Genomic DNA, 25,430 nt, shown 5'->3' on the forward strand with positions numbered 1-25,430 from the left:
TTCAATTCAATATGCTTCGCAAGTTTCGGATCGACATTCTAAGCATCGTCATAGTGGTCGTCCTGCCCGGATTTTTGATCTGGTTCAAAGGCAATGAGTGGGGCTGGCATTCGGTCGAAAAGCGGGCCGGCTGGATCGTCTTGCTGTGCATCGTATTCGTCGTGCTGTTCGTGTGGTCCAGCTTCGATTCGTCATCTCGCCCAGCAGTAGCGGCGCGGCGTATTCGACACTGGGTAGCTAAACAGACCGGTTCATCGGCGCAGCGCAATACGGAAACCCCTGATGGCAGCTCACGCGCCGCGGCGTTACGCAGCAGTCTTCGCGATCGCCACGGCCGGCGCTGGCGCTATCGCGAGCGATGGGTGCTGATCGCCGGCGATGAACCGCTCGTGAAGCGTCTGGCGCCGGGCCTTGTCGACACCGGCTTTGCAATCACCGGCGACACGGTTCTGCTGTACGCGAAGCAAACGAGCAGTACGCTCGATACCAACTGGCTCGACCAGATTCGCCGCTTGCGCCGCCGGCGCCCGGTCGACGCGGTTGTCGCAGTGACGCGCAACCGCAGTTCGTCCCATGCGCCGTTCGATACCGACAATCTGTCGCAACGGCTCGCGCGCCATGCCCGCGCGCTGCGCTGGGCCGCGCCCGCGTATCTGCTCGATGCCACCGATTTCGGCGAACACCTCTCAAGCCCCGGCGAGGCGATCGGCTTCACGTGGTCAAACGCGCGCATTGGCGCCGACGAGATCGATACCTCGCTACATGACCTCACCGTCAGTCTGGCGGACGCTGGCGTCGTGCGACTGACGAACGATGCGCACGACAGCTATCCCGCCGAACTGTCGAAGCACATTTCCAACCTTCATCGTGCGCTGTCGGGGCTGGTGCTGCAGACTGCCCGGTCACGCGTCTGGCGGCACGCGGTTCACGGGCTACTTTTTACCCCACTGCTCAAGGAGCGGGAACTGACGCCGCCGACGTCCGAGAACGACGACGGGCCGTCCGTCGGGCCTCCACACCGGACGATCTGGCAGACCGTCGCCGGGCACAGCCGCACGATCCAGGGCCGTCGTGTCGGCTTGTCGCTGTCGACAACCGCTGCATGGATCGCGACTGGCTTGGTAGGCTGCTGGATCGGCGGAACGATGCTGTCGGGATTCGTCAACCGGGCAACGGTCGAGAACGCGGCCGATGCCGCCACACAGCTGATGACCGCTCAGGATGGCTCGCATGCCTTGCAAGCTCTCAACGAGCTCGACCGTCAAATCGACACGCTCGAGATCCGTCGGCGCGAAGGCCCGCCCTGGCGTGCACGCTTCGGCCTGAATCGCGACCGCGCTCTGCCCGATGTCATGTGGCCGACCTATGCCAACGCAGCGGCCGCCATCCTCGTCGCGCCGATCCGGCAAAAACTCGAAGCGGACCTGCGCCGGCTTGCCTCGCTGTCCGACGCCGAAATCGCCAGCGGTGGCGATGCATCGGTGCAAGCCGCCTACGACACGTTGAAGGCTTACCTGATGCTCGCCAGGCCCGACCATGCGGTTGCCGCGTTCGTGACACCGCAACTGCTCGCGATCGCCGAACCCGCACGCCCCGCGAATTCGCGCTTGTCTCCCGGTGCCTGGGAGGATCTGCGTCAGCAGGCAATCACGTTCTTCGCCGGCCATTTGGGCCGCGCTCCGCTGCGGGCGATGGAGCCCGATCCCGCGCTCGTGGCGTCGGCTCGCCAGACGATCATCGGCGTACGCGGCATCCAGAACTCGACCGACGCGATCTACCAGCAGATCCTTGACGACGCCCAGGCCAAATATCCGCCTGTCTCGCTCGCGAAGCTGCTGGGCGATACGACCAGCCGTGGCTTGTTCAACACCACGGCGACGGTGCCGGGCGTGTTCACGCGCGCCGCCTGGGACGAGCGGATCGCGAAGGCGATCGACGAAGCGAGCGGCCGGCATACCGTGGCGGGCGACTGGGTGCTGTCCGACACCAAGGCTGCGAGCCCGGTGCCGTCGACGCTGAAGACCGAGCTGCGTCAGCGCTACTTCGACGATTACGCACGTGCCTGGGCGCTGTTTCTCAATAGTCTGCGCTGGCAGCGCGCGCCGGCGCTGTCGGCCACGGCCGATCAATTGACCTTGCTCGGCGATGCGCAGCGCTCGCCGCTGGTCGCGCTGATGAATGCGCTGGTCTATCAGGCCGGTGCCGGCGCGAACGCGCACTCGCTCGCCGACAATCTGGTCAGCAAGGCGCAACAACTGGTCGGAGGCGGGGAGCAGGATCCCTCGAAGCGGGTCCGATCGCCCGTTGCACCGCTGGCCGGTCCGTTCGGCCCGATTCTGCGGCTGACAGGCAGCGATCCGGCGCTGGGCATATCGGCGCAGGGCGAGGCGGCGGCTCGGCTGGCCGCGACCGGCGACTTGAGTCTCGCCCGATACCTCGAACGGGTCACGGCCATGCGCCTCAAGACATCGCAGATCGTCGCCGGGGCCGATCCCGACGCGATGGCGCGGCTTGCCGCCCAATCGGTGCTGCAGGGTCGAACGTCCGAAATTGCTGACAGTCGCGATTACGCGAGCCGTGTGGCCGCGAGCCTCGGCGAACGGTGGTCGGGTTTCGGCGATCTGTTTCGCGCGCCGTTCGATCAGGCATGGCAGGTGGTCGCGCAACCGGCGGCCTCGAGCCTGAACGAGATCTGGCGCACCGCGATCGTTGCCGACTGGAACAGGACCTTCGCCGGCCGTTACCCGTTCGCCGATTCCGACAACGATGCCTCGCTGCCCGAGATGGCGCGTTTCATGCGCTTGGACAATGGCGTGATCGCGCAGTTCGTGACGACGCAACTCGCGGGCGTGGTCGAGCGTCAGGGCAGCCGGTGGGTGGCGGCCCAGGGCGCCAATCATGGCGCGTTGACGATCGACCCGGCATTCCTCGCGAGCTTGAACCAGCTCGCGCGTATTGCCACCGTCCTGTTCCCGTCCGGCGACGCGCACATACGCTACGAACTGCAGGCCGTGCCGACGCCGGGCGTGACCGACACGCGATTCGTGCTGTCCGGGCGCGAATTGCACTATTTCAATCAGAAACAGGCGTGGACGCCGTTCGAGTGGCCCGGTCAATCGCTCGAGAACCTGTCGCGCATCGAATGGCAGACGGAGCGGGGCGGTTTGCGCACGGCGCTCGACGCGCAGGGGCGATTCGGCCTGATCCGCCTGCTGGAGCGCGCAACAGTGTCGCCGCAGGATAGTGCGCGCTATCTGCTGAGCTGGGCGCCCGATACGCGTCAAGGTCTGGCGCTCAGGGTGCAACTGCGCAGCGAGGCCGGCGCGGGGCCGCTCGACGTGCTGCAGTTGCGTCACTTTGCGTTGCCTGACCGGGTGTTTGTCACCCGAACGGCGGGCGCTCGACAGACGATGTCGGCGGCCAATCCGCCGCCGCTTCCCGCCGAGGCGATCGCGGCCGCCCATCACGCGGCCGTGCCTTTGCCGCCGGGGCTGCCGGGTCGCATGCCGCTGCCCGATGACGCGACACCGGCGCATCCCGTCGCGGCTACCGCGCTGGCCGAAGCCGGGGCGCGACCGGTCGCGCCGGGCGGGATCGCACAGCCGTCCGCGCGTCAAGCGAAGGCGTTGCCGCCCGTAACGATGACGGCGTCGTCCGATGCCGCATCTCGACCATTCGGATATGCCCTCGGCTTGTCGCGCGATGCATTTTCTTTTCAGGACACGCCATGACGCTCGCCAATTTCGTCAAAACACTCGTCGGCGCGCCACGCGGCGATTCGCCAGCCGAGCCGCGCATGGAGGCCTGGGCCGCGTGGCTCGTTCCCCTCGGCGGCGAACACGCATGCGGCCGCGATCCCGGCTATGAAGACGCGTTCTTCGAACTGAAGGACGAAGCGAACAAGCTGTCGGGGATCGACGACGGATTGATTGCGCGTTTCTGCGAGCAATTGCTCAAGGAAACCGGGAAGGATCTGCGTCTGGCCGGTTACTACGCATTCGCACGGCTGCGCATGGACCGGCCGGCCGGGTTCGCCGACGGGATCGAACTGGCGGCATTGCTTGTCGACCGGTTCGGCGAGGCCATGTCGCCGGCGCGGGCCGAAGCGAAGCGGGCCGCGCTGGACATGTTCGCCACTGCCCGAATGCTCGAAACGCTGGACGGCCGGGGCGAGTTCGCGCCCGCCGATGCCGAGCGCGTGATGGCGGCGCTCGACGTGCTCGTTGCCCGCACGAACACATGGTCCGAAGCCGCGCGTCCGAATCTGCAGCCGCTCGTTGCGCGCTTTCAGGGCAAGGACGAGCCGGTTCGCGTCATTGGCGCGGCCCCGGCATTGCCGCTCGCGCCAGCGTCCGCGAGCGCGGCGAGCGGACCGATCGCCTCGGCGCGCGATCTGCTCGATCAGGCGCGCGCGATGTCGGCGTGGCTGCGCGATCAGGAAAACGGCTATCTGCCTTCGGTGCGTGTCGTGCGAAGTGTCCGATGGGATACCTTGCACGACGTGCCGCCCTCGGATGCGGCGTCGCATACGCGTCTCGTCGCGCCGCGCGCCGAATTGCGCCAGCAGATGAAGCGCCTCGTGCTGCAAAAGCAATGGCATGCCTTGCTCGAACGCGTGGAAGGGGCGTTCATGGAGGGCGCGAATCATCTCTGGTTCGATCTGCAGTATTTCCAGCACATTGCCCTCGATCACATCGGCGCACCGCATCGCGCATGGAGCGATGTGCTGCGAGCGGATTTCGCGTTGTTTCTGGCCCGGCTGCCCGGTATCGAGCGCCTGGCGTTCAACGACGGCACGCCGTTTGCCGACGACGCGACGCTCGAATGGATCGCGCGGCATGCGGTCGTGCGCGACCTGGAGTCGGGCGAGACCGTGGCGCCGCTGCCGGTGTCGGCGCATGGCGAAGGCGAGACGGCCGATTGGCCCGAAATCGAAGCGCAAGCGCGCGATCTCGCCGGCCGCGAAGGGCTCGAGGCGGCATTGGCATGGCTCGATGCGCTGCCCGGCATGAAGACGGCTCGGCACGGCTACCTCCAGCGGCTCGTGATGGCGCGTCTGGCCGAGCATGCCGGGCGGCCCGACGCCGCGCTGGCCCTGCTGGCCGAGCTCGACACGCAGGCCGGATCGCTGCCGCTGATTCGCTGGGAGCCCGCGCTGATCTTCGAGGTCAAGCAGCAACTGGTGCGCGCCTTGAAGGCCGCCAGTCATCGCAAGGAGGCCGACAAGCCGACTCTGGCCCGCCGCATCGCCGAACTGCATGCCGAGCTGACCGTGCTCGACCCGGCGCGCGCGCTGACTCTTTCGTAACGGAACGCCATGGAAAACAACGATCCGATCCTGCGCTACTACGAAGCGGAAATGCGCTACCTGAACGAATCCGGCAAGGAGTTCGCGAAGGCGCATCCCGATCGCGCGCGTCTGCTCAATCTCGATCGCGTCGGCGATCGCGATCCCTATGTCGAGCGGCTGTTCGAAGGGTTCGCATTCCTGACCGGCCGGCTGCGGCAGAAGCTCGACGACGAACTGCCCGAACTGACGGAAGGGCTGGTCAGCCTGTTGTGGCCGCACTATCTGCGGATGATTCCGTCGTTGTCGATCGTGGCGCTCGCGCCGCTCGCCGGCAAATTGCAGAAGACCGAAATCGTGCCGGCCGGTGTGCCGGTGCGTTCCGAGCCGATCCCGGCGGCGCCGGTGGCGGCTGCCGATGGCGCCGCGCCGAAGACCGTTCAATGCATGTACCGCACCACGCAGGACGTCGCCTTGCAGCCGATCGCGATCACGCACGCCGGCCCGGCCGTGCGCCACGATGGCCGCTCGGTGATCCGGCTGGGTTTGGCGCTCGACAGCTCGGCGCTGCGCAAGGAAACGGATCTATCGCGGTTGCGTCTGTACCTGAATGCGGATCTGCCGACGGCGTTCGCGATGCATCTCGCGCTGACGCGCCAGATCGACACGATCGTCTGGCGCGTGCCGGAAATCCAGGATGGGCATCCCGTGCCGCTCGCCGGCGTCACGGTCGAGCCGGCCGGATTCTCGGCGGGGGAGCGGCTGTGGCCGAACGCCGACGCCGCGTTCTCGGGCTATCAACTGCTGCTCGAATATTTCACGTTCCGCGAGAAATTCCTGTTCGTCGATCTGTGCGGGCTGAACGTCGCCATGCTGCCCGAAGGCGCGACCCGCTTCGAGCTGGAAATCGTGCTGACGCAGGCCTACCCGGCCGACCGGCGCTTCGGCGCGGACCACGTCCGGCTTTTCTGCTCGCCGGTCATCAACCTGTTCGAGCTCGATGCCGAGCCGATCGAGATCGACCATCACGAAACCGAGTATCGCGTGGTGCCGGCCGGCCATTTGCGCGAGCACGTCGAAACCTATTCAGTCGATGCGATCGAGGCGTTCGATCACGAAACGGCCGAGCGGTATGCCTATGTGCCGTTCGCGACGTTCCGGCATCGCGGCGGCATGCTGCGGCACGAGGCGCCGGAGCGTTATTTCCACACGCGCGTGCGGCCTGGGATAGCGGGCTTGCACGAGACCTGGGTCATTCTGGGCGGGCATGCATGGGACGCCATGGCGGCGCTTCCCGAGGAAAGCTTGTCGCTGCGCGTGACGGGGACGAACGGCATGCTTCCGCGCAAGGGCTTGCGCGAAGCCAGCCTGAATCAGCTTGCCACGAGCACGCAGAACGTCGCGGGGGTGCGCAACCTCGTGGCACCGACGCTGCCGCTGTATCCGCCGACGGAAGACCGCTTCCAATGGCGTGTGCTGTCGCATCTGGCGCCGAACTTCCTGTCGATGATGAACGCCGAAGTGCTGCGCGGCGCGCTCGCGCTGTACGACTGGACCAACGACGAATTGAATCGCCGGCGCCTCGCGGGCATCGCGTGGGTGTCGCAGACGCTGATCGAGGAGGTATCGGGCGGCTCGGTCGAGCGGGGCGTGTCGATCGAGGTCACGCTCGATAGCCACGCATTCGTCGGAGCAGGCGACTTGATGTTGTTCGGCGAATTGCTGCACCGGTTCTTCGCCCTCTATGCCGACATCAATGTGTTCACGAAGCTCGCGATCGTGAGCCTGCCGTCGCAGGAGCGCATCGAGTGGCCGCGCAGCAAGGCGGAGCGAGCCGCGCTATGACGCATGCCGCGCTTCCGAATCTCGATCCGCTCGTCGCGTCGCTTCTGGCTCGCGCGCCGCGCATGAACTTCATGCAGCTTTGCCGGCTGCTGGAAGTGCGCGTCCCCGCGCAGCCCGGGTTCGGCACGCAGGATGCGCCCGATCATGAGCCGGTGCGTTTCCGGCCGAGGCCGCGCCTGGGTTTTCCCGCGAGCGAAGTGGCGGCGGTCGAATTCGACGACGCATGGCCGGATGGGCCGCCAACCGTGCGCACGACGTTCATGGGGCTGTATGGCGTCGATGCGGCGATGCCGTCGCACACGATCGACGAGATCGCACTGCGCGAGGAAGGGCACGAGGCGGTCGAGGCGTTTCTCGATCAATTCAATCATCGGTACATCGCGTTGCTGTACCGGGCGTGGCGCAAGTACCGTTACCCCGAACATTTCCGCCCTGGCGGCACGGACGCGCACTCCCGCAATCTGCTTTGTCTGGCCGGATTCGGCTGGGGCGACAAGCCCAGGCGTGCGGGCTTGCCCGATTCGAGGATGCTGGCGCTGCTGGGCTTGCTGATCCAGCGCACGCGTACGCCGGAAGGCTTGGCGGGCGTGGTGGCGCTGGCGGTTCCGGGCATCGGCGTGCGGGTCGACGAGTTCTGGCCTGTCACGACATCCAGCGGCCGTCCGCGTCCGCTCACGTCGGCATGCGCCGGCCTCGTGCAGGAGAGCGGCGGACGCGGCGGCCTCGGCAGCGGCTATGTCCTGGGCAGACGGATGTCCTATCGCAGCCGCGCCGTGCGTGCGACGTTACAGCCCGCCGACGAGCGGCAGGCCAACGGACTGTTGCCCGGCGGAGCGTTGCACCGCGATCTCATGGCGTTCGTGCAGTTGTACGTGGGCGTCAAGGCCGATGTGCACATGCGGATGGAAATGTCGTCGCGTTTCGCGCCGTGCCCCACAATCGGCCTGCGGGCAGCCGACCCGGCCCCGAGGCTGGGCTGGACGACCGTGCTGCCCGCCGCGCACGAGCGTCCGATCAACATTGCGCTCGGGCGTTACACCGCGTTTCCCACTCCCGAGCCGAACCCTTATCTGTCGCAACATGCCTGACCGGAGCTGGCCGATGTTTATCCGTTTGAGTCGTTCGAGTGTGTCCGCCGCGACGTTGGCCGTGCTGCTGTCGGGGTGCGGTGCCTGGCAGGCCGTGTCCGACGCGTCGTCGAGCGCCTATCGTGCAACCTTCTTCAAGCAGGTCAAGGTGCTCGACGTCGATCTGTCCGCGCGCGGCGCGTTGAATCCCGACGACGCGGGGCGCCCGACCGCAGTCGCCGTGCGCGTGTATCAGTTGAAGGACCGCAAGCTGTTCGACGGCGCGTCCTACGAGGATCTGCTGAACAACGACCGGATCGTGCTGGCGCAGGATCTGCAAGCGAGCCTCGCGTCGGTGCTGAACCCGGGCGGAGCCGCCAGTCTGTCGCAGCCGATGCGGGCCGATACGAAATTCGTCGCGATCGTGGCGTTCTACCGCCACCCCGGTAACGACGACGGCTGGAAATTCGTGATCGAGAAGCGCAGGCTCGATGCGGACAAGCCGCTGAAGCTCGTGTTGGTCGATCAGATCGTGTTGGCCGGCGGCTTGGCCTCCGGGTCGCGGCGTTAGCGATCGGCGATGGGGGCGTCGGTGTCGAGCGCCGGCGCGGGCTGTTGCTTTGCGCCGGCGATGGATGGCGAGAGCGCGGATGTTGCCCGAGCATGATGCAGATTGGCCGGCGCAGGTTCGGCTGCAGGACAGCCGACGGCGCTACGGAAGAGGGCGCGGAGCCGCGATGCGAACAAAAATGCGGCCCGGAAAGCACAAAGGGTTACAGCCGATAGCTGTAACCCTTTGAATATCTGGTTGCGGGGACAGGATTTGAACCTGTGACCTTCGGGTTATGAGCCCGACGAGCTGCCAGACTGCTCCACCCCGCGTCTGAGAAAAGCAAGTATAGGGGTATTACGGATATGTGTCAAACCTTTGAGCGAAAAAAATTTCATGGCGCCCGTGCGAACGGAACAAATCCTCTCCGCTGGTACACTCCCGTCGAGCCGGTCTGACCGCGCGGCGCGGGCCGTCCGCGCGACATCCGGCGCACTCTTGCACCATCCCTCGAACGCCTCGCCGCCCCCGATTCACCACGGAACTCCGCATCGATGAAGATCGCCACCTGGAACGTCAATTCCCTGAACGTGCGCAAGCAGCACGTGCTCGACTGGCTTGCATCGAGCCACGCCGATGTGCTTTGCCTGCAGGAGCTGAAGCTTCCCGACGAAAAATTCCCGAAGGCCGACATCGAGGCGGCCGGCTATCGCAGTTGGTTCACCGGCCAGAAGACCTACAACGGCGTCGCGATCCTGGTGCGCGACAGCCTGAGCGTCGACGACACCGACGTCGTCAAGAACATCCCCGGCTTCGAGGACGCGCAGCAGCGCGTGATCGCGGTCACGGTGGATGGCGTGCGGATCATTTCGGCCTATTTTCCGAACGGCCAGGCGCCCGATTCGGAGAAATTCACGTACAAGCTGCAATGGCTCGACGCGCTGCAGGCGTGGCTCAAGGACGAAATGGCGCGCTATCCGAAGCTCGCGCTGCTCGGCGACTACAACATCGCCCCCGAGGATCGCGACGTGCACGATCCGGCCAAGTGGGAAGGGCAGAACCTGGTGTCGCCGCAGGAGCGCGCGCACTTCGCGGCGCTGCTGGAGATGGGCTTCGTCGATGCGTTCCGCCGCTTCGAGCAGCCCGAAAAAACCTTCACCTGGTGGGATTACCGGATGATGGGCTTCCGCCGCAACGCCGGCCTGCGCATCGACCACATCCTGCTGTCGCCGGCGCTGGCCGCCACGCTGACGGCCTGCGAAGTCGACCGCGAGCCGCGCAAGTGGGAACAGCCGTCCGATCACACGCCGGTGATCGCGACGCTGGGCTGAAACGACGCACGCGGCCCGTCGCGTTCCAGAACGATTGATCTAAAATGCCGGTTGCGGTGCGCAACGGCCCCGCATCACGACACGGAGAAGCAAGCAGCGATGGCCCGCCCACGCGAATTCGACGAAGACGCCGCGCTGGACGCCGCCATCGCGCAGTTCTGGACGCATGGCTATGCGTCCACCTCGGTGCGCGACCTGGCCGCCACGATGGGCATGACCGGCGCGAGCGTCTACAACGCGTTCGGCGACAAGCGCGCGCTCTACATGCGGGCGTTCGAGCGCTATGTCGAAGGCGGTTTCCGCGACCGCGTGCGCCGCTTCGAGCATCGTTTGCCGCCGCGCGACGCGATCGTCGCATTCTTCAACGAGATCATCCGCCTCACCGTCAACGATACGAAGCGCAAGGGCTGCCTGATCGTCAACGCCGCCGTGGAGCTGGCGCCGCACGACGCCGATCTTCAGCCGGTGCTCGAATCGATCCTCGAGGATGTCGAGGCGTTTTTCCTGCGCTGCGTCAGGGCGGGGCAGGCGGACGGCTCGATTCCGGCCGCGCTGTCCGCGCGCGACGTGTCGCGGATGCTGTTCACGATGCTGATGGGGCTGCGCGTGCTGGCGCGGGTGCGGCCGCAGCGCGATCTGCTGGAAGATGCGGTGCGGCCGATGTTGACCATGATCGGCGCGTCGCTGGCCGACACGGCGGTGGACGCGCGTCGCGCGGCCTGAGCCAAGCGCAAGCCCGGGATCGGCAAGCTCGCGGGCGTTACCAGCGCAGCAGTCGAGGCCCGGCCAGCGCGCCGATCGCCGCCGGCAACACCAACCCCGCCACGTACCACACCCCCCAGAACGCCGGGCTCATCTCCGGGCAATGCAGGCAGTAGGCGATGGTTGCGATCGCGCTGGCCAGCAGCCCCGATACGGCGCCGGCCAGCCTCGGCCGCGTGGCGGCGAGCCCGCGCATGGCCCAGAACACGGCGACGAAGCTCGGCACCGACAGCAGCAGGATATTGAACGGGCAACTGCGCCAGGACTGGCCGAGCAGCATCGGCAGCCGCGCGTCGGGGGCGGCGGCGATCAGCAACGCGGCGGCGCCGATCCATACCGCCAGGAACGGCGCGACCAGCCACCACCAGCGGTAACCGCCGCGCAGCCCCGGCCGCCCGAGCCGCTGCACGAGCGCAAAGGCCGCCACGGCGATCGCGAGCGGGAACGCGAGCTTGATCCAGAACAGCGGGGCATGCGTGGCAAGCGCCAGATCGGGCCGCCAGCCGAACACGAACCAGGTCAGCAGCAGCGAACCGACGAAGCCGAGCGGCAGCATGACGCTGAAATGGCGCGGCACCGGGCCGCGGTTGGCGGGCACGAGGCCCGTGGCGATCAGTTCGATCAGGTCGTCGGTATCGATCATCGCTCGCCCCGGATTCTGGCGGCCAGCGCCTTCAGGCCGCGATGCACGCCCACCTTGACCGCCGATTCCGACAAGCCGGTGATCGCCGCTGTTTCGGTGACCGACAGCCCCTGCAGCTTCACGTGCAGGATCGGCAGCCGCTGCTTGTCGGGCAGATGCTCGAGCAACTTGCCGATATCGTGGCGCGCCTGCGCCGGTTCGTCGTCGGGCGCGGCGAACATCGCCTCGTGATCGTCGTCGAACGGCACGTTGAGCGATTCGCGGCGAAACCGCGAGCGGAAGAAATCCATCAGCTTGTAGCGGGCGATCGCATGAACCCAGGCGGTCAGCGGCTCGTCGCTGCGGTAGGTGTGGCGGGCGTGATGAACGGCGAGCAGGATTTCCTGAACCAGATCCTCGACGTCGTCGTGCATCTGCGGAATGCGTTTGCGCAGGTAGCCGCGCAGATGCCGCGTCAATTCCTGCAGAAAGCCGCGGTAGTCGTTGGCGTTGCCGTCGAGGCCGCTGACGAACAGCGCTTTCAGGCGGTCTTCCGCTGCGTACAAGGGTGATCCTGTGATGACGGGGCGGCAGATGCGGGCGGGGCGCATCGCCGGACTGGCATCGACCTTGGGCGGCGCGGATCGCGCGCCTGGGTGCGACGGCTAGGGTTCTAGAGCAAGTGTTTTAGAATAGCCGAACGGTGTGTCCCCCGCAAGCACCGGGCCTGGCCGCATCGCCCGGCCGTTGCAGGCTTCGCATCCTTGCCTGGCGCGACTTTTCCCGATTTTCTCCTCTCCCGGGGCGGCCTGTCTGGCTCGTCCTTCCGGTCTGCCCGGTTTTCCCGTTCCTCAAAAAATATTTTTGCCCCGCTGTAACCGGCGCGCTCGCGCCGCCGAATTGCATGTCGTAACGGGTCGCATTGCTCGGCGAGCAAGCGGCCCACGGTGAAACCTGGCGCATCGAACGATGCCGTGCGAGCCCGACATGACCCTGCTTTCGACCCGCTCCGAAGCCCCGGCCCGATCCGGCCGGGCCGCGCCCGCCGGCGCGCCGCGCGTCCGGCCGTCGCATCCGGTCTGGCTGCGCGTCACGCATTGGCTCAACGCGCTGGCCGCGGTGCTGATGATGCTGTCGGGCTGGCGCATCTATGACGCCTCGCCGGTGTTCCCGTCGATCGTGATTCCGTCGTCGTGGACGATCGGCGGCTGGCTCGGCGGCGCGCTGCAATGGCATTTCGCCGCGATGTGGCTGTTGATGTTCAACGGCCTGACGTACCTTGCGCTGAGCGTGGCGACCGGCCGTTTCTCGGCGCGTTTCCTGCCGCTGTCGCCGCGCGCGGTGCTGCGCGATCTGGCGGCGGCGCTGCGCGGCAAGCTCAAGCACGACGATCCGTCGCATTACAACGCGGTGCAGAAGTTCGCTTACGTGGGCGTGATCGTCGATCTGATCGTGCTGGTGCTGTCGGGGCTGGCGATCTGGAAATCGGTGCAGTTCCCGCTGCTGCGCGATCTGTTCGGCGGCTACGACACGGCGCGCATCGTGCACTTCTGCGCGATGGCGGCGATGGCCGCGTTCGTGATCGTTCACGTGGCGATGGTGGCGCTGGTGCCGCGTTCGCTGCTGACCATGCTGCGCGGCCGTTGAGCCGGCGCGCCCCAAGCGATATCAGGATTTCGACATGAAACAGAACGACCGCTCCGCAAACCCCGGCATCGACCGCGAAAGCGTGCTCGCCGATGCGCGGCGCGAACTCGCGATGCCGTCGCGGCGCCTGTTCGGCAAGCGCATGCTGACGCTCGGCGGTTTGTCGATGCTGACCGGCTGCACGCTCGGCGACGACGCCTCGGTGGACGGGTTCCTGTCGGCCGTGTCGCGGCTCAACGATCGCGTGCAGGCCGCGTTGTTCGATCCGCGTGCGCTGGCGCCCACGTATACGGAGGCGCAGATCACGCGGCCATTTCCGTTCAACGCGTTCTACGGCATCGACGACGTGCCCGAGGTGGACGGCGGCAATTTCCGCCTGAAGGTGAGCGGGATGGTGACGGGGCAACGCGCGTGGACGCTGCCGGAACTGTACGCGCTACCGCACGCCGAGCAGATCACGCGGCATATCTGCGTGGAAGGCTGGAGCGCGATCGGGCGCTGGGGCGGCACGCCGTTCGCCGCGTTCCTGCGCCGCATCGGCGCGGATACAAGCGCGAAATACGTGGGCTTCCGCTGCGCGGACGATTACTACGAAAGCATCGACATGGCCACGGCGCTGCATCCGCAGACGCTGCTCGCCTTCGATTACGACGGTCAACGGTTGCCGGCGAAATACGGCTATCCGATGAAATTGAGGATTCCGACGAAATTGGGCTACAAGAACCCGAAGCACATCGTCGAGATCTTCGTCACGAACGTGTACCCGGGCGGCTATTGGGTCGATCAGGGCTACAACTGGTTCGGCGGGGCCTGACGGGCTGCGCGCGAACGATTCACTAACAGGTCCGCATCGAAAGGACCGAATTTTTTTACCCGGCAAGGAGCAAATCATGAAGAAACTGGCAATGGCAATCGTGGCGGCAACGCTGAGCATCGGTGCAACGGCTTCGTTCGCGCAAGCAAGCGGCGCGATGTCGAACGACGCGATGTCGCACGACGCAATGGGCAAAGGCGCGATGAAGCACGACGCGATGGGCAAGGGTGCGATGAAGCACGATGCGATGGGCAAGGGCGCGATGAAGCACGACGCCATGGGCAAGGACGGCATGAGCAAGGACGCGATGGGCAAGGACGCGATGGGCAAGGACGCGATGGGCAAGGACGCGATGTCGAAGTAAGTCCTGGCCGTTCGCACGGCACGACGAAGCCCGCGGCGCTGCAAGGCACGCGGGCTTCGTCGTTTTCGTTTCCCGCCGGGCGCGACGGCAGAAAAAATTTTTCGATTCGTTGTAACCGCAACCTTCAGTCAACCGAATTGAAGGGCGCGCGATCGAGATGAACAAGCAATAGACGATCGCTAACCCGACTACTGACGACCAAGGTGAAACGGATGAAGCTCAAACTGATCACGGCCCTGACCACGACGGCCATTCTTGCAGCGTGCGGCGGCAGCGACGACGCCCCCACGCCGCCGGCCGCGGCCTCCGCACCGGCGCCGGCGTCCACGCCCGCGCCCGCGCCCGCACCGCAGAAGACCGCGCAACTGTTCGCGCAAACCAACGACACGCAGAACGCGGTGCTGCATTTCGTGCGCAACGCCGATGGCACGCTGACGGCCCAGCCCACGCTGGCCACGGGCGGCAAGGGCACCAATGGCGTCAACTACTTCATGGGCAATATCGTCGCGCCCGATGCGCTGACGAGCAACAACAGCGTCCTGGTGTCGCCGGACGGCACGCGCCTGTTCGTCGCCAATGCCGGCGACAACACCGTCAGCGTGTTCGCGATTTCGGGCAGCGACCTGAGCCTGCTGGCCGTGTCGCCGACGGGCGGCGTGCGCCCGACGTCGCTCGCGTTCGCGAACGGCGTGCTCTACGTCACGCATCAGCAGGGCACGCAGGAACTGGGCGCGTATCGCGTGGGCACGGACGGCAAGCTCACGTCGATCGGCCAGTACGCGGTGGTGGTGCAGGACGCGCTGCCGACGCAGGTGTCGGTCAGCCCCGACGGCAAGTACGTGATCGTCAACGGCTTCCTGCGCACGGTCACGCCGACCGCGCCGCTGAACATGCTGCTGGCGTTCCCGGTGCAGGGCGACGGCACGCTCGGCACGCCGGTCGACAGCAGCTCGATCGGCGTCGGCCCGTTCGGCGCGCGCTTCGGCTCGGGCGCGCTGGCGTCGAGCTATTTCGTGACCGACGCGGCGGGCGGCACGGTCGAATCGTTCGGCTTCTCGTCGGCGACGGGCGCATTCACGTCTACCGGTTCGCCGATCACGGTGACCGGCCAGGCCGCGCCGTGCTGGATCGCGGTGACGCCGGACAACCGCTTTGCCTACATCGGCAACGGCAGCGGCGCGATCTCGCTGTTCTCGATCGACAGCGCCGGCAAGATGACGCTGGTGAACGCGTCGGCCGCCACCGAAACGCCGGTCGCGGGGCAATCGTCGGCGTTCGCGAACGATTCGTGGGTCAGCCCGGACGGCAAGTTCCTCTATCAGGACTACGCGGGCGACGACAAGATCGTCGCGTATTCGATCGGCGCGAACGGCGCGCTGACCAAGCTCGGCGAACAGCCCGCCAATACCCTGTCGAAGATCAGCCTGCAGGGCCTGACGGGGATCTGACGCGGGCCGCGGCGCTCACTGCGCCGCGAACGCCACGGCGGCGCGTGCGTGCAGCGCCGTCGTGTCGTACACCGGCAGCGGCGAATCCTGTTCGCCGATCAGCAGCGTGATCTCGGTGCAGCCGAGGATCACGGCCTGCGCGCCGCGTTCGGCCAGCCGGCCGATGATGGCCGCGTAGGCCGCGCGCGAGCCGGCCTCGATCCGGCCGTGGCACAGCTCGTCGTAGATCACGCGGTGCACCGTGTCGCGATCGTCGGCGCCGGGCGTCAGCACCTCGATGCCGAAGCGCTCGGCGAGCCGCTGCGCGTAGAACGGCAGCTCCATCGTGTAGCGCGTGCCGAGCAGCGCGACGCGGCGCACGCCGGCCGCCTGCAGCGCCGCGCCGGTCGGATCGGCGATATGCAGGAACGGCAGCGTGACTGCCGCCTCGATCGCCTCGGCCACGCGGTGCATGGTGTTGGTGGTCAGCACCACGACGTCCGCGCCTGCCGCCTGAAGCTGACGGGCCGCGCCGGCCATCCGTTCGCCGAGCGCATGCCAGTCCTGCGCGCGCTGCAGCGCTTCGATTTCGGCGAAATCCACCGTCACCAGCACGCTTTTCGCGTTGTGGTGGCCGCCGTGCCGCGCCTTCGATTCGCGATTGATCAGCCGGTAATACTCCGCCGACGATTCCCAGCTCATGCCGCCGATCAGGCCGATCGTCTTCATTCGTGCTCCGTGCGTTTGCGTCGTGAGGTGCTGCCGAGTATAGGTCGCGCCGCGACGCGGCGGCGGTACGGTTCGGGACGGGAACGGCCGGTACGGATCGACCGAGCGAACCGTGACGGCGGGGATTGATCGGCCGATCGCGGCTGCCGTATGCTCGGTGCTCTGATCACTCGGCGGCGCGCGAACGCGCAAGGACGGCCTCATGCTGCACTACGACCCGGCTCACTGGATGGCGTTTTTCGGCATGGCCGTGCTGCTCAATCTCGCGCCGGGGCCGGACATCGCGTTCATCCTCGGGCATACCGTACGCAATGGCCGGCGGCACGGTTTCGCGGCGATGCTCGGCGTGTGGAGCGGGGCGCTGTTCCATGTGGCATGCGCGGCGGTTGGGTTGTCGGCGATTCTGTATGCGTCGGCGAGCCTGTTTCTCGCCGTCAAGTGGGTCGGCGTGGGGTATCTGGCCTGGCTCGGCATCCAGTCGCTGCGCTCGAAGGGCGATGCCGATACGCCCGAGATTCGGCCGCAGCCGCCGCGCACCGTGGCGCAGGTGTATCGGCAGGGCGTGCTGATCGACATCCTCAACCCGAAAGTGGCGATTTTCTTTCTCGCGCTGCTGCCGCAGTTCGTGGTGGCGGGCGCCGGCCCGGTGCCGCTCCAGCTCGGCGTGCACGGCGCGTTGATCATCGCCGTGGCGGCGCTGATCGAGCCGCCGCTGATCGTGCTCGGCGATCGGCTCTCGCAGGGCTTGCGCGCCAATCGCCGCGTCTCGGCGTGGCTCGACCGGGTGCTCGGCGCGTTCTTCCTCGGGCTGGCCGCCAAACTGGCTGCATTCCGGCACTGATCGACACTGATCCGGCCCTATCGGCCGGTTTCGCCCGCGCAGGCAAAATCGCAACGCAGCAACACGGTGACACTGTTTTTTTGTACAGTATCGTCACCGTGAATACGCCCGCCACGCTCTCCGATATTGCCGCATCGCCTGCTTCGCCGGGCGGTGCGGCGGCGTTCGCGCGCAAGATCATCCACCTCGATTGCGATTGCTTCTATGCGTCGGTGGAGATGCGCGACGATGCCTCGCTGCGCGGGCGGCCGCTCGCGGTCGGCGGCCGGCCCGACCGGCGCGGCGTGATCGCCACCTGCAACTACGAGGCGCGGCGCTTCGGCGTGCATTCGGCGATGTCGTCGGCGCTCGCCGTGCGCAAGTGCCCGGATTTGCTGATCATTCCGCCGTCGATGGAGAAATACCGCGTCGCATCGCGCGCCATCATGGAGATCTACCGCGATTACACGCCCGAGGTAGAACCGCTGTCGCTCGACGAGGCCTATCTCGACGTGAGCCGCGCCGAGCGCTGCCAGGGCAGCGCCACGCTGATCGCGCGCGAGATTCGCGAGCGCGTGCGCGACACGGTGGGCGTGACCGTCTCGGCGGGCGTCGCGCCGAACAAGTTCATCGCCAAGATCGCCTCCGACTGGAACAAGCCCGACGGCCTGTTCGTGGTGCGTCCGCCGCAGGTCGACGCGTTCGTGGCCGCGCTGCCGGTGCGCAAGCTGTTCGGCGTGGGCCGCGTGACCGCCGCGAAGCTCGAGCGGCTCGGCATCGAGACCTGCGCGCAACTGCGCGACTGGTCGCAGATCGATCTGCATCGCGAGTTCGGCTCGTTCGGGCGGCGGCTGTTCGAGCTGTCGCGCGGCATCGACGAGCGGCGCGTGCATGCCGACCGCGAGCGCAAATCGGTCAGCGTCGAAACCACCTACGTGAACGATCTGGCCACGCCGGAACAATGCGCCGAGGAACTGCGCAAGCTCGTCGTGCAGCTCGACGCGCGCATCGCGCGCACCAATTCGCTGCGCACGATCCGCAAGCTGTTCGTGAAGATCCGCTTCGCCGATTTCCAGCGCACCACGGTCGAATGCGTGGCCGAGGCGACCGACGCCGATACGGCCGTCGCGCTGCTCGAAAAGGGGCTGGTGCGGCGCCGGCAGGCCGTGCGGCTGCTCGGCGTGGGGGTGCGCGTCGACGAGGATACGGCCGAGCGGCATGGCCAGATCGCGCTGTTCGGCGACGAGGAGGACGGCGGCGGTCATGACGACGTTGCGCCGGATCGCGACGCCGGCGCTGCGTCCTGATCCGAACGCACGCGCGGATAAAAAAACGGCGCTCACCGTGGGGTGAACGCCGTTCGGCGCGGATGATGGCCGCGATGTTCCGCCGCCGCGCCGCCGCGGCGGCAGCAAGCTCAGTGCGCCGTCGCCGCCATGCCGTTATGACGCAGCAGCGCGTCGATTTCCGGCTCGCGGCCGCGGAACGCCTTGAACGATTCCATCGCCGGGCGGCTGCCGCCCACTTCCAGAATTTCACGGCGATAGCGCGTGCCGGTCGCCGCGTCGAGCACCGAGCCGCTCGCCTTCGCGGCTTCCTCGAACGCCGCATACGCATCGGCCGACAGCACCTCGGCCCACTTGTAGCTGTAATAGCCGGCCGCGTAGCCGCCCGCGAAGATGTGGCTGAACGTGTTCGGCCAGCGCGAGAACGGCGATTGCGGGATCACGTGGAAGCGCTCGTTGATGTCGCGCGCGAATTCCACGGCGCCCACCGTGCCGGCCGGATCGAAATCGATGTGCAGCAGCATGTCGTACATCGAGAACACGATCTGGCGCAGCGTGCCGAGGCCGCTCTGGAAGTTCTTCGCGGCCAGCATCTTGTCGAACAGCTCGCGCGGCAGCGAGGCGCCCGATTCGACGTGCGAGGACATCGAGGTCAGCACGTCCCACTCCCAGCAGAAGTTCTCCATGAACTGCGACGGCAGTTCCACCGCGTCCCATTCCACGCCGTTGATGCCCGACACGCCGAGCTCCTCGACGCGCGTCAGCATGTGATGCAGGCCGTGGCCGAACTCGTGGAACAGCGTGATCACCTCATCGTGCGTGAAGCAGGCGGGCTTGCCGCCGACCGGCGCCGAGAAGTTGCAGGTGAGGTAGGCCACCGGCGTCTGCACGCCGGTGGCGCGCTTGGCGCGGGAGCGCGCGTCGTCCATCCAGGCGCCGCCGCGCTTGCCTTCGCGCGCGTACAGATCGAGATAGAACTGCGCGACCAGCGTGCCGTCGGGGTTCTCGACGCGGAAAAAGCGCACGTCCGAATGCCAGACCGGCGCTTCGTCGCGGCGGATCTTCACGCCGAACAGCGTTTCGGTGACGGTGAACAGGCCCTTCAGCACGGCCGGTTCCGGGAAGTATTGCTTGACCTCGTTTTCCGAGAACGCATAGCGCTGCTCGCGCAGCTTCTCGGCCGCGAACGCGACGTCCCACGGCGCCAGCTCGCTCATGCCGAGCGTGCCCGACGCGAACGCGCGCAGTTCGTCCCAGTCGCGTTCCGCGTGCGGACGCGCACGCACGGCCAGATCCTCGAGGAACGCCGTGACCTGGGCCGGCGATTCGGCCATCTTCGGCGCGAGCGAGACTTCCGCGAAGTTCGCGTAGCCGAGCATCTGCGCTTCCTCGCGGCGCAGCGCGAGCGTGTCGGCGACGATCTTCGTGTTGTCCCATTCGGTCTGGCCGCCGCCGTATTGCGGGCCGAGTTCCGAGGCGCGCGTCACGTAGGCGCGGTACATCGTCTCGCGCATCGCGCGGTTTTCCGAGTACTGCAGCACCGGGAAATACGACGGGAAGTGCAGCGTGAACTTCCAGCCGTCCTTGTTCTCGCGCTGCGCGGCTTCGCGGGCCGCTTCGATCGCGTCGCCGGGCAGGCCGGCCAGTTCGGCTTCGGATTGCGCGTAGTAGGCGTAGCCGTTGGTGGCGTCGAGCACGTGGTCGGAGAACGCCTTCGAGAGCGCCGCCTGCTGTTCCTGCAGCTCGGCGAAGCGCGGCTTGCGCTCTTCGGGCAGCTCGGCGCCGGACAAGCGGAAATCGCGCAGCGAGTTGTCGAGGATCTTGCGGCGCTCGGCCGACAGCGTGGCGTATTCGGCGCCGGCCGCGATCGCCTTGTACTTTTCGTACAGCGCGAGGTTCTGGCCCACGCTCGACCAGAACTCGGTCACGCGCGGCAGGTTTTCGCCGTAGGTGGCGCGCAATTCGGGGGTGTCCGCGACGGCGTTCAAATGGCCGACGATGCCCCAGGCGCGGCCGAGCGGCTCGGTCACGCGTTCGACGGCCTCGACCACGTCGGCCCAGCTGGCCGGCGTGGCCGGATCGGCCGCGTGCTCGACGGTGCGCTCGGCCTGCTCGAGCAGCGCGTCGAGGGCGGGCGTGACGTGATCGGGACGAATCTCGCCGAAGCGGGGCAGGCCGGAGAAATCGAGAAGCGGGTTGGCGTTGGCGCTGACGGACATGGTGCTCCCTGCGGGGTCGGATGGCGGATGAACGGCGCGGCTGCGTGGCCGCGGCATGTCGACATTATTGGGGCGGTGTCGCCGGTTTCCAATCGGAAGTTTCTAACGCGGCGATTGGCGTCGATCGGAAACGGCTGTCGCGATGCCGCCGAAGCGGGCGGCACGCTGCATTTTTGACGGGCCGCGCGCGGGAAAGATCCGCGCGCGGCCGAAAGGGCGGTGAGGCGTGAAGAAGCGGCTCGGAAGACGCGTGCCGCGCTCAGGCGGCCGCGTCGGCCGCGCGTTCGGCGGCTTCGAGCGTGTTGATCAGCAGCATCGTGATGGTCATCGGGCCGACGCCGCCCGGCACCGGCGTGATGAAGCCGGCCACTTCGCGCAGGCCGTCGAAATCGACGTCGCCGCACAGCTTGCCTTCGTCGTTGCGGTTCATGCCGACATCGATCACCACCGCGCCCGGCTTGATCATGTCGGCCGTCAGCACGTTGCGCTTGCCGACCGCGGCCACCACCACGTCGGCCTGGCGCGTGTGGGCGGCGAGGTCGCGGGTCTTGCTGTGGCAGATCGTGACGGTCGCGCCGGCTTCGAGCAGCAGCATCGACATCGGCTTGCCGACGATGTTCGAGCGGCCGATCACCACGGCGTTCGCGCCGGTCAGATCGATGCCGTGCGCCTCGAACATCTTCATGACGCCGTACGGCGTGCACGGGCGGAACAGCGGCTTGCCCGTCATCAGCGCGCCGGCGTTGGCGACGTGGAAGCCGTCCACGTCCTTCTCGGGCGCGATCGCCTCGATCACCTTGTGGCTGTCGATATGGGCCGGCAGCGGCAGTTGCACGAGGATGCCGTGGATCTGCGGGTCGCGGTTCAGCGCGTCGATGTGCGCGAGCAGCTCGCCTTCGGACAGCGTGGCGGGGAACAGATCCTTCTTCGAGTAGAAGCCGTTGTCCTCGCAGGCCTTGATCTTGTTGCGGACGTAGACCTCGCTCGCCGGGTTGTCGCCGACGAGGACGACCGCCAGGCCGGGGCGGTGGCCGCGCGCGGCCAGGGCGGCGGCGCGTTCGCCCGCTTGCGCGCGCAGGGTCTTCGAAAGGGCGTTGCCGTCGATCAGGGTGGCTGTCATGGTGAAATTCGGTCCGGATTGGGAAAGCGGGTGCGCGGCGAACGGGGTTCGGCCGCTGCAAAGCACGGAATTATACCCATCGCCTGTCGTGACCCGACATCGGCTGGCGCAGGCGCGCCATGGCGTCATGACGAGGCCGAGGCGGCTGCCCAATGCAAAGCCGCGGCCTCCAGGCGAGGGCCGCGGCTTGACGGGCAGCGGGGCGGGCGGCCGCGCGGGCCGGCCCGCAGGCGTTATGCCTGCTTCTTGGACAGCGCGAGACGCAGCAGGTCGGCGACCGTGTTGACGTTGAGCTTTTCCATGATGTTGGCGCGGTGCGCCTCGACCGTCTTGATGCTGATGCCGAGATCGTCGGCGATCTGCTTGTTCAGACGGCCGGCGATGATCCGTTCGAGCACCTGCTGCTCGCGCGCCGTCAGCTTCGAGAGGCGCTCGGTCGCGGCGCGCTGCTCCAGCACGCTCTTGTTTTCGTTGCGAGCCTTGTCGAGCATGCGCTCGACGAGCTTGCGCAGTTCGGCTTCGTCGAACGGCTTCTCGATGAAATCCATCGCGCCCTTTTTCATCGTCGAGACCGCCATCGGCACGTCGCCGTGGCCCGTCACGAAGATGATCGGCAGCGCCGCGTTGTCGGCGATCAGGCGCTCCTGCAATTCCAGGCCGCTCATGCCCGACATCCGCACGTCGAGAATCAGGCAGGCGATCTGGCCGGCCTGCAGCGCGGGCTGGTAGCCGTCGAGAAACTGCTCGGCGCTCGAGAAGCATTGCACGCGATAGCCGTTCGCCTCCAGCAGCCAGCGCAGCGAATCGCGCACGGCTTCGTCGTCGTCGACCACAAAGACGGTTTCCTGAGGGGTGGTGACAGGGCTATTCATATCTCTCCCGTAACAGTATGTGATGCCAGGCCGCCACGGCCGTGGTCCTCGGGTGCCCCGATGGGCAGACTGCAATGGAACGTCGCGCCGGAAACGCGGCCGTCCGCCTCGATATTGTTCACGACCCAGAGCCGACCGCGGTGCGACTCGATGATCGATCGACAGATGTTCAGCCCCATGCCCATGCCGTCGGACTTGGTGCTGTAGAACGGTTCGAACAGCCGCTCGGCGCTGGCTTCGTCGACGCCGGTGCCCTGGTCGATCACGCGGATGTCGACGAACCCGGCCTCGATGTCGGCGACCACGCGGATCACGCCGTCGGCGTTCGGATCCTTGACCTCGCCCATCGCTTCGGCGGCGTTCTTCATCAGATTCATCAACACCTGCTCGATCAGCACGGGGTCGACATAGATGATAGGCATTCTGGCGCGGATTTCGGTGACGATCCGGATCCGGCGCTTGCGCGCCTCGATTTCGGCCAGCCCGACCGCGTCGGCCACGATGTCGGCCACGCGGGCCGCTTCGCGCTTCGGCTCGCTGCGTTTCACGAACTCGCGGATGCGTTTGACGATCATGCCTGCGCGCAGCGCTTGCTGGGCAGTTTTTTCGAGCGCGGGCAGCAGGGTTTCGGCGGTGCCGCGGCCGCTCTTGACCAGCGCCACCGTACCCGAGCAGTAATTGTTGATCGCGGCGAGCGGCTGGTTCAGTTCGTGGGCGATCGACGAGGCCATTTCGCCCATCGTCATCAGCCGGCTCGTGAACTGGAGCTTCTCTTCCTGCTGGTGCGCGAGCTCCTGCGCCTTCTTGCGGGTGGTGATGTCGGTCGCGATCTGCATCTGCGCGAGGTGGCCGTCCACCCACTGGATGTACTGGCGGCGCACTTCGAACCATTTCTGGATGCTCTCGACGTACACCTCCTGCGCGTCGGCCGTGCTCTCGGTGAGCGCCGTGGCGGGCAGGCCGGCGAAGGCGTCCACCAGGTCGATCGAATCGGACGAGGCCTGGGTGCTGTCGAAGCCGCCGCCCGACAGTTCGAGGTGGCCGTCGGGCCGGATGCCGAACAGGTGGCGGTAGTAGCGGTTCGCGAACAGCAGCTCGGCCTCGTCGGCGGCCAGCACCGAGACGGCCGCGTCCAGGCTTTCGAGCACCGTCGTGAAGCGTTCGTGCGCGGCGGCCAGTTCCTCGCGGGCGCGCTTCGGCTCGGTGATGTCGGTCATCGACGACATCCAGCCGGTCTGGCGGCCCGAGCTGTCGATCAGCGGCGAGACGTAGAGCCGCGCGTGGAACATCGAGGCGTCCTTGCGGCGCACGCGCAGCTCGAAGCCCGAGGAGGGCGCCTTGCCGCGCAGCGTCATGTCGAGCTGGCGCTGCATTTCCGGGTAGGCGTCGCGCGGCCAGTACGGGAACGGCGCGACCTTGCCGACCAGATCGGCCTCGTCCCAGCCCGTCATGCGGCAGAACGCCGGGTTCACGTGGGTGATGCGGCCGTGCATGTCGAGCACGCGCATGCCGATCAGCACCGAATTTTCCATCGCGCGGCGGAAGAACGCCTCGGCGTACAGCGCCTGCTGGGCCTCGAAGCGCTGCCGCGTGTGTTTCCAGAGGCTCCACAGGCTCCACAGCACGAAACACGACAGGCCGGCCACGAGCCAGACGAGCGTGTTGTTCGTCAGGTTCGTCATCTGCGGGTACGAATAGACGCGTACCGTCAGGCCCTGGCCCGGCGGATCGAGCGGCAGATCGTAATGCGCGTCGCGCGGCAGGCGCGGGCGCGAGGAGGTGGAGGCCAGCTCGCGGTTGTTGACGTCGGTGATCGAGATCTTGTACTTGGCCGACAGCTCGGGCGGGATGTCGTGCTTGAGGATGCCCTCGACCGAGAACACGGCGGCGATCGAGCCGAGGTACTCGCGGTCGCGCGTGACGGGAGTCTGCAGCGTCACGAAGCCGTTGCCGAAATCGTCGTAGGCGATCGCCGAGTAGGCCTGGCGGCGCGTTTCGTGCGCTTCGGCGTAGCCGCCGCGCACGATCTCGGCCAGTTGCGCGTCGTTCGGACGCGACAGCCGCTGGCCGAGCGTCGGCAACTGCATGTCGGGCCAGCGCGGCGTGCCAGCCGGCATGTACCAGTTGACGTAGAGAATTTCGGGGTGCGCCTGCATCACGTCGCCGGCGGCGGCCTGGAAGCCGCTGACATTGATGCGGCCGAGCGCCAGATCGCGCGAGAACGCCTGCAGTTGTTCCTGCGCGCTCGTCATCGACAGGCGGATCTGCTGCTGCGCCCAGGCGACGTTGCGGTAGAGGGTGTCTTCCTGCTGCTGCTGCTCGCGGCGGTTGAGGCTCCAGAGGATGAGACTCATCACCACCAGGAACACCAGGATCGACAGCAGCGGCGTCAATAGATAGGAATTGGACCACCACGGTCCGTGGTGCCAACGGGACGGCTGCGAATCGGCCGGGGCCGCGGCTCCGGACGCTCGCGCCGAGCGAGCAAAGAGCCGATCGGTGAACATGGCACGCATTGTAGCGCAGCGCCATGCCGACAAAACGGTGGTCCGCATTGTTGAACCGAAAGCGAAATTTGTCGCGCTCGCGCCATTCCGCATAGGTGCAGCGCAGCAATATTTCGCATTATGAGAAACAATCTCACCACCCGAAAATTTTGTTGCATCGG

At 66.9% G+C, this 25,430-nt stretch carries 21 protein-coding genes and 1 tRNA gene; 14 read left to right on the forward strand and 8 right to left on the reverse strand.

Annotated elements, in window-relative coordinates:
• The first annotated feature begins 11 nt into the window (after positions 1 to 11).
• The 5 genes from G3N92_RS00680 to tssJ are packed head-to-tail and all read left to right on the forward strand — an operon-like array spanning position 12 to position 8,770.
• A complete protein-coding gene (locus G3N92_RS00680) occupies positions 12 to 3,731 on the forward strand; it encodes an ImcF-related family protein (protein ID WP_206125516.1) in 3,720 nt (1,239 codons plus the stop codon).
• Entirely contained in the window at positions 3,728 to 5,308 is a 1,581-nt protein-coding gene (gene tssA / locus G3N92_RS00685) for a type VI secretion system protein TssA (RefSeq protein ID WP_206125517.1), read from the forward strand. The genes G3N92_RS00680 and tssA overlap by 4 nt, the downstream gene beginning before the upstream one ends.
• A 9-nt stretch (positions 5,309 to 5,317) precedes the next feature.
• Positions 5,318 to 7,132, forward strand: coding sequence for a type VI secretion system baseplate subunit TssF (gene tssF / locus G3N92_RS00690; protein WP_206125518.1), 1,815 nt, complete (start codon positions 5,318 to 5,320; stop codon positions 7,130 to 7,132).
• The gene (gene tssG, locus G3N92_RS00695) at positions 7,129 to 8,220 is read left to right on the forward strand and encodes a type VI secretion system baseplate subunit TssG (RefSeq protein WP_206125519.1); all 1,092 of its coding nucleotides are present in this window, start codon (positions 7,129 to 7,131) and stop codon (positions 8,218 to 8,220) included. The genes tssF and tssG overlap by 4 nt, the downstream gene beginning before the upstream one ends.
• Before the next feature lie 13 nt (positions 8,221 to 8,233).
• On the forward strand, positions 8,234 to 8,770 hold the full coding sequence (gene tssJ, locus G3N92_RS00700; RefSeq protein WP_277396126.1) for a type VI secretion system lipoprotein TssJ: 537 nt from the start codon (positions 8,234 to 8,236) through the stop codon (positions 8,768 to 8,770).
• Between the two features lie 234 nt (positions 8,771 to 9,004).
• Here tssJ and G3N92_RS00705 read toward each other — a convergent pair.
• A tRNA-Met gene (locus G3N92_RS00705) sits at positions 9,005 to 9,081 on the reverse strand.
• 222 nt (positions 9,082 to 9,303) lie between these two features.
• Here G3N92_RS00705 and xth point away from each other — a divergent pair.
• On the forward strand, positions 9,304 to 10,080 hold the full coding sequence (gene xth / locus G3N92_RS00710; protein ID WP_206125521.1) for an exodeoxyribonuclease III: 777 nt from the start codon (positions 9,304 to 9,306) through the stop codon (positions 10,078 to 10,080).
• A 99-nt stretch (positions 10,081 to 10,179) separates the two neighbouring features.
• Positions 10,180 to 10,803 carry a TetR/AcrR family transcriptional regulator gene (locus G3N92_RS00715; RefSeq protein WP_206125522.1) on the forward strand — a complete coding sequence of 208 codons (624 nt, stop codon included), beginning with the start codon at positions 10,180 to 10,182 and terminating at the stop codon, positions 10,801 to 10,803.
• 37 nt (positions 10,804 to 10,840) lie between these two features.
• On the opposite strand, the gene G3N92_RS00720 is transcribed toward G3N92_RS00715, so the two are convergent.
• Both G3N92_RS00720 and G3N92_RS00725 read right to left on the reverse strand, forming a co-directional pair.
• Complete coding sequence (locus G3N92_RS00720; RefSeq protein ID WP_206125557.1) at positions 10,841 to 11,482, reverse strand: DUF1109 domain-containing protein; 642 nt, start codon at positions 11,480 to 11,482, stop codon at positions 10,841 to 10,843.
• Positions 11,482 to 12,030 (reverse strand): sigma-70 family RNA polymerase sigma factor, encoded by a 549-nt coding sequence (locus G3N92_RS00725; RefSeq protein WP_206125523.1) that lies wholly within the window; start codon positions 12,028 to 12,030, stop codon positions 11,482 to 11,484. The genes G3N92_RS00720 and G3N92_RS00725 overlap by 1 nt, the downstream gene beginning before the upstream one ends.
• A 421-nt stretch (positions 12,031 to 12,451) precedes the next feature.
• Here G3N92_RS00725 and G3N92_RS00730 point away from each other — a divergent pair, with 421 nt between their 5' ends.
• The 4 genes from G3N92_RS00730 to G3N92_RS00745 all read left to right on the forward strand — a co-directional run bounded on the left by G3N92_RS00730 (position 12,452) and on the right by G3N92_RS00745 (position 15,737).
• Positions 12,452 to 13,111: a cytochrome b/b6 domain-containing protein gene (locus G3N92_RS00730; protein ID WP_206125524.1), complete on the forward strand. Its 660-nt coding sequence runs from the start codon at positions 12,452 to 12,454 to the stop codon at positions 13,109 to 13,111.
• 34 nt (positions 13,112 to 13,145) lie between these two features.
• Entirely contained in the window at positions 13,146 to 13,925 is a 780-nt protein-coding gene (locus tag G3N92_RS00735) for a molybdopterin-dependent oxidoreductase (RefSeq protein WP_206125525.1), read from the forward strand.
• A gap of 76 nt (positions 13,926 to 14,001) precedes the next feature.
• Positions 14,002 to 14,289, forward strand: coding sequence for a pentapeptide MXKDX repeat protein (locus tag G3N92_RS00740; RefSeq protein WP_206125526.1), 288 nt, complete (start codon positions 14,002 to 14,004; stop codon positions 14,287 to 14,289).
• A gap of 212 nt (positions 14,290 to 14,501) precedes the next feature.
• Positions 14,502 to 15,737 (forward strand): beta-propeller fold lactonase family protein, encoded by a 1,236-nt coding sequence (locus tag G3N92_RS00745; RefSeq protein ID WP_206125527.1) that lies wholly within the window; start codon positions 14,502 to 14,504, stop codon positions 15,735 to 15,737.
• 15 nt (positions 15,738 to 15,752) lie between these two features.
• Here G3N92_RS00745 and G3N92_RS00750 read toward each other — a convergent pair whose 3' ends face one another.
• Complete coding sequence (locus G3N92_RS00750) at positions 15,753 to 16,445, reverse strand: aspartate/glutamate racemase family protein (RefSeq protein ID WP_206125528.1); 693 nt, start codon at positions 16,443 to 16,445, stop codon at positions 15,753 to 15,755.
• Between the two features lie 202 nt (positions 16,446 to 16,647).
• Here G3N92_RS00750 and G3N92_RS00755 point away from each other — a divergent pair, with 202 nt between their 5' ends.
• The gene (locus tag G3N92_RS00755) at positions 16,648 to 17,286 is read left to right on the forward strand and encodes a LysE family translocator (protein ID WP_206125529.1); all 639 of its coding nucleotides are present in this window, start codon (positions 16,648 to 16,650) and stop codon (positions 17,284 to 17,286) included.
• A 125-nt stretch (positions 17,287 to 17,411) separates the two neighbouring features.
• On the forward strand, positions 17,412 to 18,572 hold the full coding sequence (dinB, locus tag G3N92_RS00760; RefSeq protein WP_339385857.1) for a DNA polymerase IV: 1,161 nt from the start codon (positions 17,412 to 17,414) through the stop codon (positions 18,570 to 18,572).
• Positions 18,573 to 18,682: 110 nt separating this feature from the next.
• Here dinB and G3N92_RS00765 read toward each other — a convergent pair whose 3' ends face one another.
• From G3N92_RS00765 to fixL, 4 genes are all read right to left on the reverse strand, one after another.
• The gene (locus tag G3N92_RS00765; RefSeq protein ID WP_206125531.1) at positions 18,683 to 20,770 is read right to left on the reverse strand and encodes a M3 family metallopeptidase; all 2,088 of its coding nucleotides are present in this window, start codon (positions 20,768 to 20,770) and stop codon (positions 18,683 to 18,685) included.
• Between the two features lie 259 nt (positions 20,771 to 21,029).
• Positions 21,030 to 21,890: a bifunctional methylenetetrahydrofolate dehydrogenase/methenyltetrahydrofolate cyclohydrolase FolD gene (gene folD / locus G3N92_RS00770; protein ID WP_206125532.1), complete on the reverse strand. Its 861-nt coding sequence runs from the start codon at positions 21,888 to 21,890 to the stop codon at positions 21,030 to 21,032.
• Between the two features lie 233 nt (positions 21,891 to 22,123).
• Positions 22,124 to 22,762: an oxygen response regulator transcription factor FixJ gene (gene fixJ, locus G3N92_RS00775; RefSeq protein WP_206125533.1), complete on the reverse strand. Its 639-nt coding sequence runs from the start codon at positions 22,760 to 22,762 to the stop codon at positions 22,124 to 22,126.
• The gene (gene fixL, locus G3N92_RS00780) at positions 22,759 to 25,269 is read right to left on the reverse strand and encodes an oxygen sensor histidine kinase FixL (protein WP_206125534.1); all 2,511 of its coding nucleotides are present in this window, start codon (positions 25,267 to 25,269) and stop codon (positions 22,759 to 22,761) included. Before fixL ends, fixJ begins: the two co-directional genes overlap by 4 nt.
• Between fixL and G3N92_RS35295 the strand changes: the two genes are divergently transcribed.
• Positions 25,268 to 25,393 carry a hypothetical protein gene (locus G3N92_RS35295; RefSeq protein WP_277396127.1) on the forward strand — a complete coding sequence of 42 codons (126 nt, stop codon included), beginning with the start codon at positions 25,268 to 25,270 and terminating at the stop codon, positions 25,391 to 25,393. The two genes, fixL and G3N92_RS35295, sit on opposite strands and share 2 nt — an antisense overlap.
• The last annotated feature ends 37 nt before the right edge of the window (positions 25,394 to 25,430 follow it).

This window comes from Burkholderia sp. Ac-20379, from assembly GCF_017104645.1.
Lineage (GTDB): Bacteria > Pseudomonadota > Gammaproteobacteria > Burkholderiales > Burkholderiaceae > Burkholderia.

Excerpts from the sequence above, each read along its gene's own strand:
- tssA (WP_206125517.1), top strand. The coding sequence starts at position 3,728 with ATGACGCTCGCCAATTTCGTCAAAACACTCGTCGGCGCGCCACGCGGC.
- G3N92_RS00755 (WP_206125529.1), top strand. The coding sequence starts at position 16,648 with ATGCTGCACTACGACCCGGCTCACTGGATGGCGTTTTTCGGCATGGCC.
- G3N92_RS00680 (WP_206125516.1), top strand. The coding sequence starts at position 12 with ATGCTTCGCAAGTTTCGGATCGACATTCTAAGCATCGTCATAGTGGTC.
- G3N92_RS00750 (WP_206125528.1), bottom strand. The coding sequence starts at position 16,445 with ATGAAGACGATCGGCCTGATCGGCGGCATGAGCTGGGAATCGTCGGCG.
- G3N92_RS00715 (WP_206125522.1), top strand. The coding sequence starts at position 10,180 with ATGGCCCGCCCACGCGAATTCGACGAAGACGCCGCGCTGGACGCCGCC.
- xth (WP_206125521.1), top strand. The coding sequence starts at position 9,304 with ATGAAGATCGCCACCTGGAACGTCAATTCCCTGAACGTGCGCAAGCAG.
- fixJ (WP_206125533.1), bottom strand. The coding sequence starts at position 22,762 with ATGAATAGCCCTGTCACCACCCCTCAGGAAACCGTCTTTGTGGTCGAC.
- G3N92_RS00765 (WP_206125531.1), bottom strand. The coding sequence starts at position 20,770 with ATGTCCGTCAGCGCCAACGCCAACCCGCTTCTCGATTTCTCCGGCCTG.
- G3N92_RS00730 (WP_206125524.1), top strand. The coding sequence starts at position 12,452 with ATGACCCTGCTTTCGACCCGCTCCGAAGCCCCGGCCCGATCCGGCCGG.
- tssG (WP_206125519.1), top strand. The coding sequence starts at position 7,129 with ATGACGCATGCCGCGCTTCCGAATCTCGATCCGCTCGTCGCGTCGCTT.
- tssJ (WP_277396126.1), top strand. The coding sequence starts at position 8,234 with ATGTTTATCCGTTTGAGTCGTTCGAGTGTGTCCGCCGCGACGTTGGCC.
- tssF (WP_206125518.1), top strand. The coding sequence starts at position 5,318 with ATGGAAAACAACGATCCGATCCTGCGCTACTACGAAGCGGAAATGCGC.
- fixL (WP_206125534.1), bottom strand. The coding sequence starts at position 25,269 with ATGTTCACCGATCGGCTCTTTGCTCGCTCGGCGCGAGCGTCCGGAGCC.
- folD (WP_206125532.1), bottom strand. The coding sequence starts at position 21,890 with ATGACAGCCACCCTGATCGACGGCAACGCCCTTTCGAAGACCCTGCGC.
- G3N92_RS00745 (WP_206125527.1), top strand. The coding sequence starts at position 14,502 with ATGAAGCTCAAACTGATCACGGCCCTGACCACGACGGCCATTCTTGCA.
- G3N92_RS00735 (WP_206125525.1), top strand. The coding sequence starts at position 13,146 with ATGAAACAGAACGACCGCTCCGCAAACCCCGGCATCGACCGCGAAAGC.
- G3N92_RS35295 (WP_277396127.1), top strand. The coding sequence starts at position 25,268 with ATGGCACGCATTGTAGCGCAGCGCCATGCCGACAAAACGGTGGTCCGC.
- G3N92_RS00740 (WP_206125526.1), top strand. The coding sequence starts at position 14,002 with ATGAAGAAACTGGCAATGGCAATCGTGGCGGCAACGCTGAGCATCGGT.